The organism is Xylanimonas protaetiae, assembly GCF_004135385.1.
In the GTDB taxonomy this organism is placed as follows: domain Bacteria; phylum Actinomycetota; class Actinomycetes; order Actinomycetales; family Cellulomonadaceae; genus Xylanimonas; species Xylanimonas protaetiae.
This window is the reverse complement of sequence record NZ_CP035493.1, coordinates 2,645,454-2,662,000: the sequence shown is the minus strand read 5'-3', so window position 1 is coordinate 2,662,000 and position 16,547 is coordinate 2,645,454. Positions and strand designations below refer to the sequence as shown.

Genomic DNA, 16,547 nt, shown 5'->3' with positions numbered 1-16,547 from the left:
ACGACGCCGGCCGGAACCCCCGGGTTCCGGCCGGCGTCGTCGTGCTACAGCGCGCCCAGCAGCTCCATCGCGCGGCCCGTGAGCGCCCCGCGCTCCAGCGCGCCGACCCGCGCGGCGGCCGCCGCGAGCGCCGCGTCCCCGTGCTGCTCCGTGAGCATCGCGATGATCGGGGCGCGCCGCAGCGAGGCGAGGTCCTGCCGCGCGCCGAGCGCGTCGCCGAGCAGGACGAGGTCGAGCCCGCGCTCGACGTCGGACGCCGCGGCGCCCGCGCCGTGCGCGAGCGCCACCCCGGCGCCGACGCACGTGGTCCCGAGCACGGGCCGGTCGATCGCGCGCGCGGCCCACAGGGTCATGAAGGCGGCGGTCCGGGTCGCGGCGTCCCGGGCGCAGTCGAGGGCCTCGTCCCGCTCCCCCGCCTGCGCGAGCCGTACGGCCGCGGCGGCGCCCAGCATGATCGCCCAGGGCGCGGCGCCGCCTTCGGCGTGGGCGATCCGTGCGCGCGTGCGGCGGTAGACGCCGAGCGCACCGTCGTGGTCGCCGTGCGCCCAGGCGAGCTCGGCCCGTCCCGCGCCGGCGGCGGCCCGCTGCTCGACGCCGCCCAGCGGCCCGCCCTGGTCGGCCTCGGCGGCGTCGAGGGCGTCGCACAGCCGCGCGGCCTCGCCGAGGTCGCCGAGGTCGAGGGCGGCGGCGAGGTCGATCCAGTCGAGCATGCGCCCGACGTCGCGCGTCCCGAGCTCGCGCATGCCGGTGCGGGCGACGGCGGACCACTCGAGGGCGCGCGCGGCGTCGCCGAGCTCGCTGCACCCGGAGGCGGCGACCATGGCGGCGAACGACCGCGAGGCGGCGTCGCCGAGCGGGAGCGCGGCCTGGTACCCCTGGACGGCGAGGTCGATCGACTCCTCGATGCGCCCGTCGTTCTCGGCGTCCTGGGCCAGGGCGAGATGGGCCATGACGGCGAGCAGCGGGTCGGCGTCCTCGCGCAGCGCGCCGACCACCCGCATGGCGCTCTCGGTGGGCTGCCCGGTCGCCACCAGGAACATCTGGGCGATGAGCCGCGTGCGACGTCCGACGGTGCCGCCCTGGGGGTCCCGGTCGTCGTCGCGCAGGATGCGGCGCAGGCGCGCGAGCAGGCGTGCCGCGCCGGTGCCACCCTCCACCCCGCGGGACATGGTGCCGAAGACGAGCGCGAGCGCGGTGGGCTCGCGCTGCCCGCGCGGCACCTGCCACCAGAGCACCGCCTCGGCGACGGCGCCGGCGAGCTGGGCGGCGCGCTCCTCGGCGCCCTGCAGCGCCCACTGACCCACGAGGGCGACGAAGAGCCGCACGACGACGTCGGGCCGCACCACGGCCGAGACGCCCGGTCGCGGCGGCCCGCCGGCGGGGCGGGCGGCGCCGCGCAGCGCGAACAGCAGGTTCTCGTGCTCGCGCCCGATCTCGGTCATGGCCTCGACCTGCCGCGGGCCGAGGAGGTCGCCGGAGCGCCGCTCCGCGAGGTCCGACGCCCAGGCCCACAGCGCGTCGTGCACGGCGGCCGCCTCGCCGGACTCGTCGAGGCGCACGAGCCCGAGCTCGCGGACGGTCTCGAGCATCCGGTACCGGGTGCCCCCGGGCACGTCGGTGGTCGCGACGATGGACTGCGTCACGAGGGCGTCCAGGTCGTCGAGCACGTCGAAGGCGCGCGCGCCGGGGTCGAGCAGGCCGATGACGGCGGCGGCCTGTGCCGAGAACCCGTCGGGCAGCAGGGCGACGCGCCGCCACAGCTCCTGCTGCGAGGGCTCGAGCAGGTTCCAGCTCCACGCGATGACGGCCTCGAGCGTGCGGTGCCGCTCGGGGGCCGAGCGGTCCCCGCCGCGCAGCAGCGCGAACCGCTCGTCGAGGTGCGCCTCGATCTCCTCGACGCTCAGCGTGCGCACGCGGGCGGCGGCCAGCTCGATCGCGAGCGGCAGCCCGTCGAGCCGCTCCACGAGCCGCACGACGACGTCGTCGGGCAGGTGCACGCCCGGGCGTGCCGCGGTGGCGCGGCGGCGGAAGAGCTCGGCGCCGGCCCCGGCGGCGTCGAGCGGCGCGGGGGCGTAGACCTGCTCGAGCGCGAGCTGCAGCGGGGCGCGCGACGTCGTCACGATGCGCAGGTCGGGGGCCGCGCCGAGCAGCTCGGCGACCCAGTCGGCGGCGCCCGCCACGACGTGCTCGCAGTTGTCGAGGACGAGCAGCGTGGGCGCCGACCGCACGCGCTCGACGAGCTGGTCGCGCACGTCGCCCGCGAGCAGGCGGTCCTGGAGCCGGGCCGACGTCAGCACCGAGATCCCGAGGGCGTCCGCGAGCGCCAGCAGCACGTCGTCGTCGGTGCGCACGCCGGCGAGCTCGGCGACGGCGACCTGCGGGTGCTCGGGCGCCCGGTCGAGCACCCGGCCCGCGACCTCGAGCGCGAGGCGCGTCTTGCCGAGCCCGCCGGGGCCCAGGATGGTCACGAGGCGGTGGCGGTCGACGGCGGCGAGCAGCGCGGCGACGTCGTCGTCGCGACCGAGGAGCGGCTGCGCGGCGACGGCGACGCGCGGCCGGCGGCCGGTACGGCGGGACGCCGGGGCGGGCGCGGGTTCGGCGGCGGGGGCCGCTGGCGCGGCGGCCGGGATCGCGGGCGCCGCGGCGCGGGCGAGCGCGACGGTCTCGGGCGACGGATCGGTGCCGAGCTCCGCGACGAGCGCGTGCCGCAGGCGTGCGTACACGCGCGCCGCCTCGTCCGTCCGCCCGAGTGCCGTGAGCGCGGTCAGCAGGTCGCGGGCGGCGACCTCGTCGGTGGCGTCGGCGTCGAAGGCTGGTGCGGCGAGGGCGGCCACGGTCTCGTGGTCGCCGAGCACGACGGCGGCCTGCCTCCGGACGTCGGCGAGGTCGTCGCCGAGCCGTCGGGCGACGCCGGCCAGGGCGCGCGTCAGGCCCCCGTACGCGGGCCCGAGCCCGTCGCCGGGCACGCCCCGCCAGAGCGCGAGCGCCTCCTGGGCCACCTTGGCGGCCTCGGCGCAGGCGCCGCGGGCGAGCGCCTCGCGGGCGGCGGCGAGGGCGGCCGTGGCCTCCCCGAGGTCGGCGGCGCCGTCGAGCGCGTACCCGCCCGGGCGGGCGACGACGACGGACCCGCCCGCCGTCGCGCGCAGCCGGGAGACGAGCGACTGGAGCGCCGCGCGCGGGTCGGCGGGCACGCCGTCGGTCCACAGGTCGTCGACGAGCGACGTCACGGGGACGGCCCGGCCGCCCGCCAGCGCGAGCGCGACCAGCAGCGCGGCGGCACGCTCGCCGCGCGGCGGCCGCGGCTCGCCGTCGGGCCCTGTGACGACGACGGGTCCGAGGACGCCGACGCAGGGCTCGATCGGTCGGTGGCTCACCCGGCAACCCTAACCGTCGTACCTTGCGGCGACGCCGGGTCCCGAGCGGGCGGCGCTAGGGGCGCGGCGGGAGCTGCTGGAGGGTCCAGCGGTTGCCGTCGGGGTCCTGGAACGTGACGAAGCGGCCCCACGCCTGCTCGTCGACGCCCTGCGCGTCCACCCCGGCGTCCCGCAGCTGGGCGAGCGCGGCGTCGGCGTCGGGGATCACGGCCTGGATGACGTCCAGGATCCCGGGGGCGAGAGTGTTGCCCAGCCCCGTGCCGAACGCGATGGAGCACGCCGAGCCCGGCGGCGTGACCTGCACGAACCGGAGCCCGGGCATCGGGGTCTGGTCGTGGTCGACGTGAAAGCCGCACTGGCCCTCGTAGAACTCCTTGGCCCTGTCGACGTCCGTGACCGGCACGTGGATCAGCTCGATCCGGACGTCCATCTGCAACGACATGCTGCACCCCTCGGGTCGGTGGTCGTCCTCCCAGGGGACGCGCTCCCGGCGCGACTGGCAAGCCCAGGGCTCAGCGGACGGTCGCGGCCGCCCGGTTGACCCACGTCTGCACGACCTCCATGCCGAGCTTGCGGTACAGCCCGAGCGCGCCCGTGCGGGAGTCGGTCGCGAGCGAGGAGCGGGCGGCGCCGTGCTCACGCGCGACGGCGAAGGCGTCGGCGAGCAGCGCCTGCGCGATGCCCCGGCCGCGCTCGTCGCGCCGCGTCGCGACGCTGTCGACGTACCCCTCGGTCAGGCCGCCGGGTGTCGTCAGCAGGATCACGCACGCGGCGACGACGACGCCCTCGGCATCGACGACGACGCGCAGGTGCCACGGCTCGAACCCGGGCCGCCCGGCGACCGTCGCGGCCCAGTCCTCGAAGGTCCGCCGCTCGCGCACCGACCACTCGAGGAACGCGTCCTCGATCACCTGCCAGCACGCCTCGCGCTCGTCCTCCCGCGCCTCGCGCACCACGTACCCGGCGGGGAGGTCGCGCGCCGGGATCGCGGCGCCCTCGGGCAGCACGAGCACCCAGCTCGTCCAGCGCACGGCCCAGCCGAGCGTCTCGAGCGCGCGGTCCGTCGGCGAGCCCTGCGGCGACGGCAGCCCGACGACGTCGGCGCCGCCCTCCCCCGCCCGCTCGCGCAGCCAGCGCGCGAGCTCCGGTTCGAGCCCGCGCCCTCGCTGCTCGGGGTGCACGCCGAGGTCGCCACGGTCCCCGCCGCTCACCTCGGCGTAGGCGACGAGATCGCCCTCGGGCCCGGAGACGCCGACGGTCGACGCGCCGAGGTCGAACGACGGGCGCGACCACTCGGCCACGATGTCGGCCTCCTCGATCTCCACCTCACCGGTGTCGAGCAGCTCGCCCGCGGCGATGATCGCGGTCACGGCCGCGGCGTCGGACGGCTCGAGCGGACGCTGGGAGAGGTCCGGGGGCAGGACGAGAGGTGCGGGCACGCGGGAAGCATCCCGGACGCGACCGCGCGGCGCCAGCCGGTTCGGCCACCCGGGGCCATGCGGCGGTCGGCCCGGCCACCCGGGGGTCAGCGGCGCACGGCGCTCGGCCGCCGTCCAACGCCCCGCCCTTCGCGCCGCTCAGCGAGGCAGCGCGTCCCGGCGGTAGGGCCACGGCGCGTCCGCGGGCCGCAGCGCGGCCCAGCCGCCCGCCCGGGCGGCGAACGCGGCCAGCGCGCCGACGATCGTCGACGGGTTGTGCAGCGACCCGTCGAGCACGCGGGCCACGACGTCGTCGAGGGGCGCCCAGCGCAGCTCCATCCCGGCCTCCTCCTCGGTGCGCACGTGACGCTCCGCCTCGGGGACCGGCGACAGGTCGCGCGCGAGGAACACGCGCAGCGCCTCGTTGCTGATCCCCGGGCTCGTGAGGAAGTCCGCGAGCACGTCCCAGCGCCCGGCCCGCAGGTCGGCCTCCTCGGCCAGCTCGCGGGCGGCCGCGCGCTGCGCGTCCTCGCCGTCGACGTCGAGCAGCCCGGCCGGGATCTCCCACAGCACGGACCGCACGGGGTGCCGGTACTGGTTCACGAGTGCGACGCGCCCGTCGTCGTCGAGCGCGACGATCGCGACGGCACCGGGGTGGTCGACGTACTCGCGCATCGCCGTGCCGGCGTCGCCGAGGTCGACGTCGTCGCGCACGACGTCGATGATGCGACCGGAGTATGCGACGTCGTCGCGCCGCACGGCGGGGCGCGGCGCGACGACGTCGGACAGAGGCGTTCCGGTCACGCGTTCTGCTGCTCGAGGGCCGCGGCGATCAGCCCGGCGAACAGCGGGTGCGGGCGCGTGGGGCGCGAGGTGAACTCAGGGTGCGCCTGCGTCGACACGTAGTACGGGTGGACATCGGCGGGCAGCTCGACGAACTCGACGAGCGACCCGTCCGGCGACGTGCCGGACACGACCAGCCCGGCGGCCTCGAGCTCGGGGCGGTACGCGTTGTTGACCTCGTAGCGGTGGCGGTGACGCTCCGAGACCTGCTCGGTGCCGTACACCTTGGCCACCTGCGACCCCGGGGCCAGCGTCGCGGGGTAGCCGCCCAGGCGCATGGTGCCGCCCAGGTCGCCCTTGCCCTCGACGAAGGCGAGCTGCTCCTCCATGGTCGCGATGACCGGGTGCGCGCTCTTCGGGTCGAACTCGGTCGAGGAGGCGTCCGCGTGGCCGAGCACGTTGCGCGCGTACTCGATGACCATCGACTGCAGGCCCAGGCAGATGCCGAGCGTCGGCACCTTGTTCTCGCGCGCCCAGCGCAGGGCGCCGACCTTGCCGTCGATGCCGCGCACGCCGAACCCGCCGGGCACGAGCACCGCGTCGGCGCCCTCGAGCGACGCCTGCGCGCCCTCGGGCGTCTGGCAGTCGTCCGCGGCGACCCAGCGGATCGACACCTTGGCGTTGTTGGCGAACCCGCCGGCGCGCAGGGCCTCGGTCACCGAGAGGTAGGCGTCGGGCAGGTCGATGTACTTGCCGACGAGGGCGACCTCGACGTTCGCGTCGGGCTCGTGCACGCGCTCGAGCACCGTGTTCCAGGCGTCCCAGTCGACGTCGTGGAACGGCAGGTCGAGGCGGCGCACCACGTAGGCGTCCAGGCCCTCGGCGTGCAGCACGCGCGGGATGTCGTAGATGCTCGGCGCGTCCGCGGCGTTGACCACGGCCTCGTTGTCGACGTCGCAGAACGACGCGATCTTGCGCTTCATGGCGTCGGGGATGTGGCGGTCGGAGCGCAGCACGAGCGCGTCCGGCTGGATGCCGATGTTGCGCAGCGCGGCGACCGAGTGCTGCGTCGGCTTCGTCTTGAGCTCCTGCGCCGGGCCGATGTACGGCACCAGCGAGACGTGCAGGAAGAAGCAGTTGTCGCGGCCGAGCTCGTGGCGCACCTGGCGCGCGGCCTCGAGGAACGGCAGCGACTCGATGTCGCCGACCGTGCCGCCGATCTCGGTGATGATGACGTCGACGTCGTCGGACGCCTGGGCGCGCATGCGCTCCTTGAGCGCGTCGGTGATGTGCGGGATGACCTGCACCGTGTCGCCGAGGTACTCGCCGCGGCGCTCCTTGGCGATGACGCTCGAGTAGATCTGGCCCGTGGTCACGTTCGACGACGCCGGAAGCTCGACGTCGAGGAAGCGCTCGTAGTGGCCGATGTCGAGGTCGGTCTCGGCGCCGTCCTCGGTGACGAACACCTCGCCGTGCTGGAACGGGTTCATGGTGCCCGGGTCCACGTTGAGGTACGGGTCGAGCTTCTGCATCGTCACGCGCAGGCCGCGCGAGCGGAGCAGGCGACCGAGGGAGGAGGCAGTCAGGCCCTTGCCGAGCGAGGAGACCACACCGCCCGTCACGAAGATGTGGCGCGTCGTGTGCGTGGCACCCGAGCGGCCGGAGGTACGGGTCTGGGTTCGGTTGAGGTGATCTGCCACGGAACTCCATCTTATCCGACGACGTCAGTCGCGCCCTGCGTGAACGGTGTGGGGCGCGGCACGTCGCCCGCGGCGGCGGCGGCGAGCGGCCCTGCGCTCGGTGTCGTGACCGAGGGGCGCGCACGTCAGGACGGCGTTCGTCCCGGTCAGCGACCCGCCGACGCAGGCGCGTGGTACGCCCGGCCTCGGGCTCGAGGTGCGCGACGCCACACCCCGAAGCTGGTCCGCGACCGTCGACGACCGCGGCCGCCCGACGGCCGGGGGTTCGCTTTCAGCGCCGCCGCAGCCGTCGTCCCACCGCGCGCCCGATCCCGAGCAGCCGGCCCCGCAGGCCGGGGTCGGCCAGCGTGACGGCGCCGAGCACGGCGAGCGCGACGAGCGCCGCCGCAACCCCGAGGCCGAGGTTCGCCGCGAGCGCCCCGCCGTCGAACCGGACCTGGCCGCGGTACGGGGCCGTGAGGTGGACGGGGACGAGCCACCCCGCGAGCCCGCCGAGGGCCACCCCGACGGCGAGGACGCCGAGCGCCAGCGGGACGCCGGTCAGCGCGGCCGCCCCGAGGTGGCGACGCACGGCGGCGAGCAGCCCCGCCCCCGCGACGAGCATCCCGAGCGTCATCGAGCCGCCGAACCACGCGAGCACCGCGTGCTGGGTGGCGTCACGGCCGAGCACCGTCGGCGCGAGCGCCACCCCGATCGTCACGACGAGCCAGCCGACCGCCGTCGCCGCGACGGCGGCACGACCCCGGTCGATCGTGTACAGCACGCGCGACAGGTGCAGGATCAGCGCGAACCCGACGAGCCCGGGCGCCATCCAGGTGAGCCCCTCGACCATGCCGGGCGCGTCGCCCGTGACCATGAGGTCGAACACGGTGCCGATCTGCGGTGCCGCGGCGATCACCATCGCCACGCCGGCGGCCGCGGCGAGCAGCAGCGCGCGGGTGGTCGTCGCGACCATGGCCCGCAGCGCGTCGAGCCGCTGGTGCGCCGCGTGCTCCGTGAACGCGGGGAACGCGCTGGTCGCGATGGGGAACGCGAGCACGGCGTACGGCAGCAGGTAGACCTGCTGGGTGTAGTTGAAGACCGTGTATGTGCCCGCGGGGAAGTACTGCGACGTCCGCAGCACGAAGAACACCGCGAGCTGCTGGGCGACGACGGCACCGATGCCCGCGAACGCCAGGCGCGCCGCTCGGGCGCCGTCCCCTGCCGGGAAGCGCAGCGTGGGCCGCAGCCGCAGCCCGGTGCGGTACGCGGGCAGCAGCAGCGGCAGGACGAGGAACGCGACGCCCGCGGTGGTCCCCCACGCGAGCCAGCCGAGCGCCTGGCCGGACAGCGCGGCGAGGTCCTGCGGGTTCTCGCCGAAGAGCCGGAACCCGAGGTAGACGCCGATGACGACGACGCTCGAGACGAGGGGCGAGAACGCAGGCCAGAAGAACCGTTTGTGCGCCTGGAGCACACCACCCAGCACGACGGCGACGCCGTAGAGCGGGATCTGCAGCGCGAACACCCGCAGGAACCCGGTCACGATGTCGGCTTCCACGGGATGCTGCACGTTGAGCAGGTCCACCGCGATGGGCCGGGCGAAGACCGCCACGACCACGCCGATCGGCACGAGCACGGCCAGCGACCAGCCCAGGAGCGCGGACGCGTTGCGCGACGCGATCGCGCGCGACTCGGCCGTGCCCTCCGCCGTGAGCGCCGCGCGGCTCAGGGGGCCGGCGACGAGAGGGATGATCGCGCCCGCGAGCGCGCCGCCCGCCGCCACCTCGAACAGGACGTTGGGCAGCATGTTGGCCGTGTTGAACGGGTCGCCGAGCCCGTCGGACCCGATCGACCAGCCCTGCGCGAGCCACCGCCCGAAGCCGACCACGCGGCTGGCCAGGGTGACGAGCGTGATGAGCAGCGCCGCGCTCGCGACGGTCTGCGCGCGGGGCGCGCGAGCCTGCGTCACCGCCGGCCCAGGTCGTCGACCGCCTTGAGCCACGGGGTCTCGGCGATCACCTTCGAGAAGCTCACCTTCTCGCTCGCGAGCGTCAGCCCCACGACGCCGGCGAGCGCGGCGAGCCGCAGGGGCCGCGGCAGCCCGAGCGCGAGCCGGGTGCCCAGCAGGGCGCCGAGCGCGTTCGCGCCGCTGTCGCCGAGCATGTCCTTCTCGCCCAGGTCGCCCGTCCAGGCGGCCGACGCAGAGCCGAGCACCGCGCCCGTCCCTGCCGCCGCGAGCGGCCCGCCCGCGGGCACGGCGGCCAGCGCGGCGGAGGCCTTGAGCGCCCGCCCGGGCCGCAGGTCGAGGAGGTTGAGGAGGTTGGCGGTCCCGGCGACGAGGGCGGCGTTGACGGCCACGTCGGCTGCCCACGCCCCGGCGGACCCGGTGCGCCGGGTGCCGATCGCGGCGGCGACGAGCGAGGTGGCACCGATGCCGAGCACCTTGAGCCCGCCGGTGGTCAGGCGGCCCTCGCGCAGCGCGCCGAGGTGCCCCCTGAGTCCCTTCGTCCGGGTCGAGGTGTCCTCCGCGAGGTCGTCGACGAGTCCGAACGCTCCCGCGCCCACGGTCGCGACGACGCCGGCGGCGCGGCCTCGGCCCCGCCCGGCCGCGAGCGCGCCGACGGCCAGCCCCGCGGCGACCGCGGGGCCCTCGAGAAGGCTGATCGGCTCGCCGCGATGGTTGGTGCGCGTCCACCGTTCGCCGCCGCCCGGCGGCCGCCTGTCGGCGGCGGTCCGCACGCCCGCGGTCACCACGGCGGACACGACCGCGCCGCGCACCAGGTGTCGCAGACCCATCAGCCGTTCCCGCCCGCGCCGGCCTCGCCGTCGGTCGCGGCACCGTCGGTCGCGGCACCGTCGGTACCGTCTCCGCTGGTCGCGGTGCCGTCGCCGGGTGCCTCGGGTGTCGCGCCGTCGCTGCCGCCCGCCGGGCGGACGACCGGCGGCAGCGGCGTCGCGCCGTCCTCGAAGCCGTACTGGCCCACCTCGCCGCTGTGGTGCGCGGCGAGGGCGAGCGGCACGACGATCCGCCCGACCGGCGTCTCGGAGCCGCTGACGGTGCTCACCTGCTGGGAGGCGTCGTCGTCGCCCCGCACGGTGGTGACCAGGTCCCCCGCGGAGGCCGTCGGCCCCGCGACGACGACGGGCGTGATGCTCTGGACGACGCGTGCGAGCGTCACCTGGGACGCCAGCACGTCCTCGGTGGGCTCGGGCGACGACCCGTCCTCCGCCTTCGGCGCCGCGGCCGACGAGAGCAGCAGCACGGCGTCGGCGGGCTCCGTGACGTCGCCCTCGACGGTGATGAGGTCGGCCTGCACGAGCTGCTGCTCGAGCGCCTTCGCGTCGTCGGTGCGCGCGCCCATGAGGTCCTTCTCGCCGAGCGCGACGCCGAGCGCCGCGGCCAGCAGCTCCTCGGTCGACGCGTCCGACGACAGGTCGGGGACGAGCGTCTCGAGGAGCGGCCGCATGCCGCTCGCCAGGGTGTCCCGGAGCCCTTCGTGGTCCGTGTCGGTCCACGCCGTCGTCAGCGCGCCCCGTGCGGCGACGGTGCCGCCGGCGGACTCGATCGCCTCGACCATGCTGTCGTGCACGTCCGGCGTGACGTCGTCGACGTCGACGACCGCGACCCGCACCCCGTCGAGCGACCCCTCTACCAGCGCGGGCCCCGCCGCCTGGATGAACTCCAGCCGCTTGCCGGCGTCGGCCTCCGACGCCGCGAGCTTGTCGCGCAGGTCGTTGGCGTCGGCGCGCAGCGCGTCGACCTGGGTGGTGAGCTGGTCGCCGATCGTGCCCTGGAGGGGCCCGGCGCCCAGGATGATCCCCACGGCGAGCGCGAGGAACACCGAGATCAGCGAGACGAGGTGGTACCGGAAGTCGATCACGGTGGGAGGGGGCTCCTTCTGGGGCGAGCGGTCGTGCGTCGAGGTCGGGGCGCGTCGGGTCGCGAGCGGTCAGCCGCCGAAGAGGCGGCCCACCCAGGACACGAGGTCGTCGAGCTGCGCGCCGACGAGGCCGAAGAACGTCTGCCCGACGTTGGTCGACCACAGGGCGGCGATGACGGCCGCGACGCCCGCGAGAGACAGGATCGTGAGCTGGGTGTTGGAGATGCGCGTGCGGTAGAGGCGCGAGACGCCCTTGGCGTCGACGAGCTTGCCGCCCACGCGCAGGCGCGTGAGGAAGGTGGAGGCCATCCCGGCGCGGCCCTTGTCGAGGAACTCGACGAGGGTGGCGTGCGTGCCGACGGCCACGATGAGCTCGGCGCCCTTGTCGTCGGCGAGCAGCATCGCGATGTCCTCGGACGTGCCTGTCGCGGGGAACACGACCGGCTCGACGCCGAGCGCCTGGACGCGCTCGAGCCCGGGGCGTTACCGTCCCGGTAGGCGTGGACGACGATCTCCGCGCCGCAGGCGAGCGCCTTGTCGGAGACGGAGTCCATGTCGCCGACGATCATGTCGAGCTTGAAGCCCGCGTCGAGGATGGCGTCCGCTCCGCCGTCGACGCCGATGAGGACGGGGCGGTTCTCCTTGATGTACGGGCGCAGCATGGCGAGGTCCTCGCGGTAGTGGTAGCCGCGCACCACGATGAGGATGTGGCGTCCCTCGAACTGCGTGCGCACGTCCGGCACGCCGACGCCGTCGAGCAGCAGGTCCTTCTCGCGCCGCAGGTACGTCAGCGTGTTCTCGGCGAACCGCTCGATCTCCTCGCCCAGGCCCTCGCGGGCCTCGGCGAGGTTCGCGACGACGGTCTCCTCCGTCTGGCGCACGCCCTCGGCGACGGTCCGTCCGCCGACGACGACGCGGCCGCCGTCGATCTCCACCGGCGACCCGTCGGGCACCGACATGACGGTCGGCCCGAGGTCGTCGACCAGGACGATGCCCGCGTCGAGGAGGATCCCGGGGCCCGCGTTCGGGTAGCGACCCGACGTCGAGCGCGCCGCGTTGAGCACGGCGGCGGGCCGGGCGGCGACGAGCGCGTCGGCGGCCACCCGGTCGATGTCGACGTGGTCGATGACGGCGACGTCGCCCGGGGCGAGCCGCTTCGTGAGGTCCTTGGTGCGCTTGCCGACGCGCGCCGGACCGTACGTCACCGCCTCGCGACGGCCGGCCTCGTGGGGGTGCGCGGGGTCGTCTCCAGACCTGCGGGGAATGAGCCTCATCGCGCTCATCGTCCCACGACCGACGTGGTCAGAAGCTCCACCGCATGCTTGCGAGCAGCGTCGGAGTCCTCCTGCCCGGAGAGCATGCGGGCGAGCTCGCGCACGCGGTCCTCGTCGCGCACCTCCTCGACGCCCGTGACCGTCCCGGCGTCGCCTGCGGACTTGGTCACGACCAGGTGCGCGTCGGCGAACGCGGCGACCTGGGCGAGGTGCGTGACGACGATCACCTGCGTGCTGCGCGCGAGCTGCGCCAGTCTGCGCCCGACCTCCACGGCTGCCCGCCCGCCGACGCCTGCGTCGACCTCGTCGAACACGAACGTGGGCAGCACCGCCGTGGTCGCCCCGGTCGCCGTGCTGACGGCCTCGGTCGCGAGGGCGACCTCGACGGCGAGCATCACGCGCGAGAGCTCACCGCCGGACGCGCCCTTGCCGAGCGGCCGTGCGGGCGCGCCTGGGTGCGGCACGAGCGCGAACGTCACCTGGTCGGCTCCCCACGCGCCGGGATCCGTCGCGGCGACCTCGACCTCGAGCCGCGCCCCGCCCATGGCCAGGCCCGTGAGCTCGTCGGTCACGGCGCCGGCCAGCCGCTCGCCCGCCGCCGTCCGGCCCGCCGTGACCTCGCCGCCCAGGCGGCCGACGGTCTCGTCGAGCTCGCCCACGCGCTGGGCGAGCCCGCGCAGCCGCTCCCCGCCGTCGTCGAGGTCCAGCAGCCGCAGGCCGGCGTCGGAGGCCCAGGCCAGCACGTCGTCGACCGTCTCGCCGTAGGTCCTGGTCAACGCGGTCAGCGCGGCGAGCCGTGCGTGCGACGTCTCCAGCGCGGCCGGGTCGGCCTGCAGGTCGTCGACGTACGCCGACAGCTCGGTGGCGACGTCGGCGACGAGATAGCCCGCCTCGGCGACGCGCGCGGCCAGGCCGGCGAGCGTGGCGTCGTCGTGCGCGGCCGCCTCGAGCGCGCGACGCGCCTGGGTCAGCAGCTCCACCGCCGACGACGCCTCGCCGAGGTCCTCGCCCGCGAGCGCCTCGTGCGCCTCCGTGGCCCCGACGCGCAGCGCCTCCACGTTCCCGAGCCGGGCGACCAGGGCGTGCAGCTCGGCGTCCTCCCCGGGCCGGGGGTCGACGCGCTCGATCTCCGCGAGGCCCAGGCGCAGCAGCTCGGCCTCGCGGGTGCGCTCGGCGGCGCGGGCCGTGAGGTCGTCGATCTCCGCCTGGAGCGCGCCGCGCTCGGCCCACGCCTCGCGGTACGCCGCGAGCGTCGCCTGGTGGGCCGGCCCGGCGAACGCGTCGAGCGCCTCGCGCTGCTTCGACGGCGTCCGCAGCCGCAGCTGGTCGGCCTGACCGTGCACCGTGACGAGCTCGTCGGCGATCTCCGCCAGCACGCCCTGGGGCACGCTGCGCCCGCCGAGGTGCGCCCGGGAGCGTCCCTCGGCCGCGACGGTCCGCAGCACGACGACGCTGCCGTCGTCGTCGACCTCTCCCCCGGCGTCCGCCACGCGTGCGGCGACCGCGGGACGTGCGGCCACCTGCCAGCGCCCTTCGACGACGGCGCCGCTCGCGCCAGGCCGGACGGATCCCGCGTCAGCCTTGCCGCCCATGAGCAGGCCGAGGCCCGTGAGCACCATCGTCTTGCCCGCTCCGGTCTCACCCGTGATCACCGTCAGGCCCCGCGACAGCGCGACACGCGCCGCGCGGATGACCCCCAGGTTCTCGATCGCGATCTCCTCGAGCACCTCACACCTTCCTGGCGTCGTCGCGCGATCCCACGACGTCGTCGACGCCCGGGTCCGCCCCGGCACGCGACGGGCTCGTCGTGTCGTTCCACCCACCCGCAGCGCCCGACGGGTCATCGGCACGGGCGGTGGCCGCGGCGCGCGACCCAGCGGGAACGTTGTCGGCTGTGTCGCCGCCTCCGTCGACAGCGGCGTCGTCCTCGTCGTCCTCGGTCACCGCGTCCGTGAGCGCGGCCGCGCGGGCACGTGCCGCCGCCGCGTCGTCAGCCGCCTCGCGCCAGCCGACCACCGGCAGGGAGAACTTGGACACCAGCCGGTCCGTGAACGGCGCCGTCGAGAGCCGCGCGAACCGCAGCGGGTGCTCGCCGCGGCGCACCTCGACCGTCGAGCCTTGAGGCAGGTCGATGCTGCGGCGGCCGTCGCAGGTCAGCACCGCCGACACGGGCGAGCGCTGCAGCACGGTGATCCGGTACGCCGACCGGGGCCCGATGACCAGCGGCCGCGCGAACAGCGCGTGGGCGGAGAGCGGCACGAGCAGCACCCCGTCGACGTCCGGCCACATCACGGGCCCGCCTGCGGAGAACGCGTGCGCCGTCGACCCCGTCGACGTCGACACGACGACGCCGTCGCACCCGAAGCTCGACAGGGGTCGCCCGTCCACCTCGATGCCGACCTCGACGACGCGGTGGCGCTGCCCCTTCTCGAGCGTGGCCTCGTTGAGGGCCCAGCCGTAGATCGGCTCGGTCTCGCCGGGCCGGTACACCTCGACGGCGACGACGGTGCGCTCCTCGACGACGTAGTCGTGCAGGGCGAGCCGCCGCACGGCCTCCCGCAGGTCCTCGCGCTCGGACTCGGCGAGGAACCCGACGTGGCCCAGGTTGATGCCGAGGATGGGCACGTCCGTGCCGTGCGTGAGCTCCGCCGCGCGCAGGATCGTTCCGTCACCGCCCAGGACGACGACGGCCTCCGACTCCGAGACCCGCTCGCGCAGGCCGGCGATCGCCGTCCGGTCCCCGAACTTCTCTGCCAGCTCGTCGTCGTGCAGAGCGACCTCGAAGCCGGAGGCCTCGAGCTCGCGGACCGCCTCGTCGAGCGAGGCGATGGCCTCGGCCCGGCCGCCATGGGTGACGACGAGGACTCTGCGGGTCACGGTGCACCTCCGGTGCGAGAGGACGGGTTCGTGGGATCGGTGGCCGCTCCGGCCGACGACGCCGAGCCGACGGGCGCCGCGCCAACCGCTGCGATCGGTGGCGCGACCGGTGTGCCGACCGTGAAGACCGGCGGCCTGACCGAGCCCGCGTCGTCGGGCTGCCAGGCGACCGCCGCCGTCACGGCGGGCCGCGACGCCTCGCGCGCGACCTCACCGACGAGGGGCTCGCCTCGCTCGAACGCGACGAAGTACTCGCGGTTGCCGCTCGGCCCCGGCAGCGGACTGGGCACCACGGCACGCACGAGCAGCCCGACGTCCGCCCCCGCGGCGACGACGTCGAGCACTGCCGACACATGGAGCGCGGGATCCCTGACCACGCCCCCCGTGCCGAGCCGGTCCTTGCCCACCTCGAACTGCGGCTTGACCATGAGCAGCGCCGGCGTGCCCGGCCCGAGCACCCGCGCGAGCGGCGGCAGCACCAGCGTCAGCGAGATGAACGACAGGTCACCGACCACCAGGTCCGGCGACCGCTCGAGGTCCGCGCGGTCGAGGTCGCGCACGTTGTACCCCTCGACGGCCGTCACGCGGGAGTCGTCTCGCAGCCGCGGCACGAGCTGGTCGTGCCCGACGTCGAGAGCGACGACATGGGCAGCGCCACGCCGCAGCAGGACGTCGGTGAACCCCCCGGTGGACGCGCCGAGGTCAAGGCACCAGGCACCAGGCACGGCGTCCGCAACCTGCTGGCCGGTCGCACCGGCGCCGACCTCGAGGTGGTCTCCGGGGCCGCTTGCGGCGAACGCGTCGAGCGCTCCGGCGAGCTTGAGCGCCGCGCGGGAGGCATACCCCTCGTCGAGAGGGTCGGCGACGACGTCGATCTCCGCGTCGTCACCGATGGCCGACGACGGCTTCGTCACCTGCAGCCCTCGCACGGAGACGCGCCCCGCCTTGACCAGCTCGCCCGCGTGCGCACGCGACCGCGCCAGACCGCGTCGCACGAGCTCGGCATCGACCCTCACCGACGTCACGCGACCCCGCCGTCCGTCGGCCGCCCGCCGAGGCTGTCGACCGGCTCTCCGGCGAGCCGAGCGCGCAGCGAGTCGTGGACCTCCTCGAACCGGGCGACATGCTCTGCGAGCGGCAGCGCGTCGAGGTCGCCGAACGGGTCGTCGACGGCACCCCCCGCGTCGTCGACGTGCACGACGCGGTGAAGGGCCTCGCTCGGCTCCTGGGGCATCGCTCCTCCGTCGGATGTCTCGGCCTG

The 16,547-nt window shown here is 75.7% G+C and carries 12 protein-coding genes and 1 pseudogene; all 13 read right to left on the bottom strand.

From position 1 onward, the window contains the following. Positions 1-44: 44 nt before the first annotated feature. Positions 45-3,374 (bottom strand): AfsR/SARP family transcriptional regulator, encoded by a 3,330-nt coding sequence (locus tag ET471_RS12270; RefSeq protein WP_129188706.1) that lies wholly within the window; start codon positions 3,372-3,374, stop codon positions 45-47. A 55-nt stretch (positions 3,375-3,429) separates the two neighbouring features. Further along, positions 3,430-3,804: a VOC family protein gene (locus ET471_RS12265; protein ID WP_129190967.1), complete on the bottom strand. Its 375-nt coding sequence runs from the start codon at positions 3,802-3,804 to the stop codon at positions 3,430-3,432. 82 nt (positions 3,805-3,886) lie between these two features. Continuing rightward, entirely contained in the window at positions 3,887-4,813 is a 927-nt protein-coding gene (locus ET471_RS12260; RefSeq protein ID WP_129188704.1) for a GNAT family N-acetyltransferase, read from the bottom strand. A gap of 138 nt (positions 4,814-4,951) precedes the next feature. After that, on the bottom strand, positions 4,952-5,596 hold the full coding sequence (locus tag ET471_RS12255) for an NUDIX domain-containing protein (RefSeq protein ID WP_129188702.1): 645 nt from the start codon (positions 5,594-5,596) through the stop codon (positions 4,952-4,954). Next, positions 5,593-7,275, bottom strand: a complete 1,683-nt coding sequence (locus ET471_RS12250) for a CTP synthase (protein WP_129188700.1) — start codon at positions 7,273-7,275, stop codon at positions 5,593-5,595. The genes ET471_RS12255 and ET471_RS12250 overlap by 4 nt, the downstream gene beginning before the upstream one ends. Positions 7,276-7,546: 271 nt before the next feature. Next, complete coding sequence (gene murJ, locus ET471_RS12245; RefSeq protein WP_129188697.1) at positions 7,547-9,223, bottom strand: murein biosynthesis integral membrane protein MurJ; 1,677 nt, start codon at positions 9,221-9,223, stop codon at positions 7,547-7,549. After that, the gene (locus tag ET471_RS12240; RefSeq protein WP_129188695.1) at positions 9,220-10,050 is read right to left on the bottom strand and encodes a hypothetical protein; all 831 of its coding nucleotides are present in this window, start codon (positions 10,048-10,050) and stop codon (positions 9,220-9,222) included. Before ET471_RS12240 ends, murJ begins: the two co-directional genes overlap by 4 nt. Beyond that, a complete protein-coding gene (locus ET471_RS12235) occupies positions 10,050-11,135 on the bottom strand; it encodes a copper transporter (RefSeq protein WP_129188693.1) in 1,086 nt (361 codons plus the stop codon). Before ET471_RS12235 ends, ET471_RS12240 begins: the two co-directional genes overlap by 1 nt. A 69-nt stretch (positions 11,136-11,204) precedes the next feature. Continuing rightward, a pseudogene (gene steA, locus ET471_RS12230) lies at positions 11,205-12,409 on the bottom strand (putative cytokinetic ring protein SteA). A gap of 5 nt (positions 12,410-12,414) precedes the next feature. Beyond that, complete coding sequence (recN, locus tag ET471_RS12225) at positions 12,415-14,136, bottom strand: DNA repair protein RecN (RefSeq protein WP_129188691.1); 1,722 nt, start codon at positions 14,134-14,136, stop codon at positions 12,415-12,417. 1 nt (position 14,137) lies between these two features. After that, positions 14,138-15,286, bottom strand: coding sequence for an NAD kinase (locus ET471_RS12220; RefSeq protein ID WP_342586036.1), 1,149 nt, complete (start codon positions 15,284-15,286; stop codon positions 14,138-14,140). Next, positions 15,283-16,302 (bottom strand): TlyA family RNA methyltransferase, encoded by a 1,020-nt coding sequence (locus ET471_RS12215; protein ID WP_242496278.1) that lies wholly within the window; start codon positions 16,300-16,302, stop codon positions 15,283-15,285. Before ET471_RS12215 ends, ET471_RS12220 begins: the two co-directional genes overlap by 4 nt. Before the next feature lie 5 nt (positions 16,303-16,307). Continuing rightward, a complete protein-coding gene (locus tag ET471_RS18605; protein ID WP_129188686.1) occupies positions 16,308-16,520 on the bottom strand; it encodes a hypothetical protein in 213 nt (70 codons plus the stop codon). Between the last annotated feature and the right edge of the window lie 27 nt (positions 16,521-16,547).

What these genes read in the sequence shown, in the direction of transcription:
- ET471_RS12265 (WP_129190967.1), bottom strand. Translation starts at nt 3,804, where the DNA reads ATGGACGTCCGGATCGAGCTGATCCACGTGCCGGTCACGGACGTCGAC.
- ET471_RS12240 (WP_129188695.1), bottom strand. Translation starts at nt 10,050, where the DNA reads ATGGGTCTGCGACACCTGGTGCGCGGCGCGGTCGTGTCCGCCGTGGTG.
- ET471_RS18605 (WP_129188686.1), bottom strand. Translation starts at nt 16,520, where the DNA reads ATGCCCCAGGAGCCGAGCGAGGCCCTTCACCGCGTCGTGCACGTCGAC.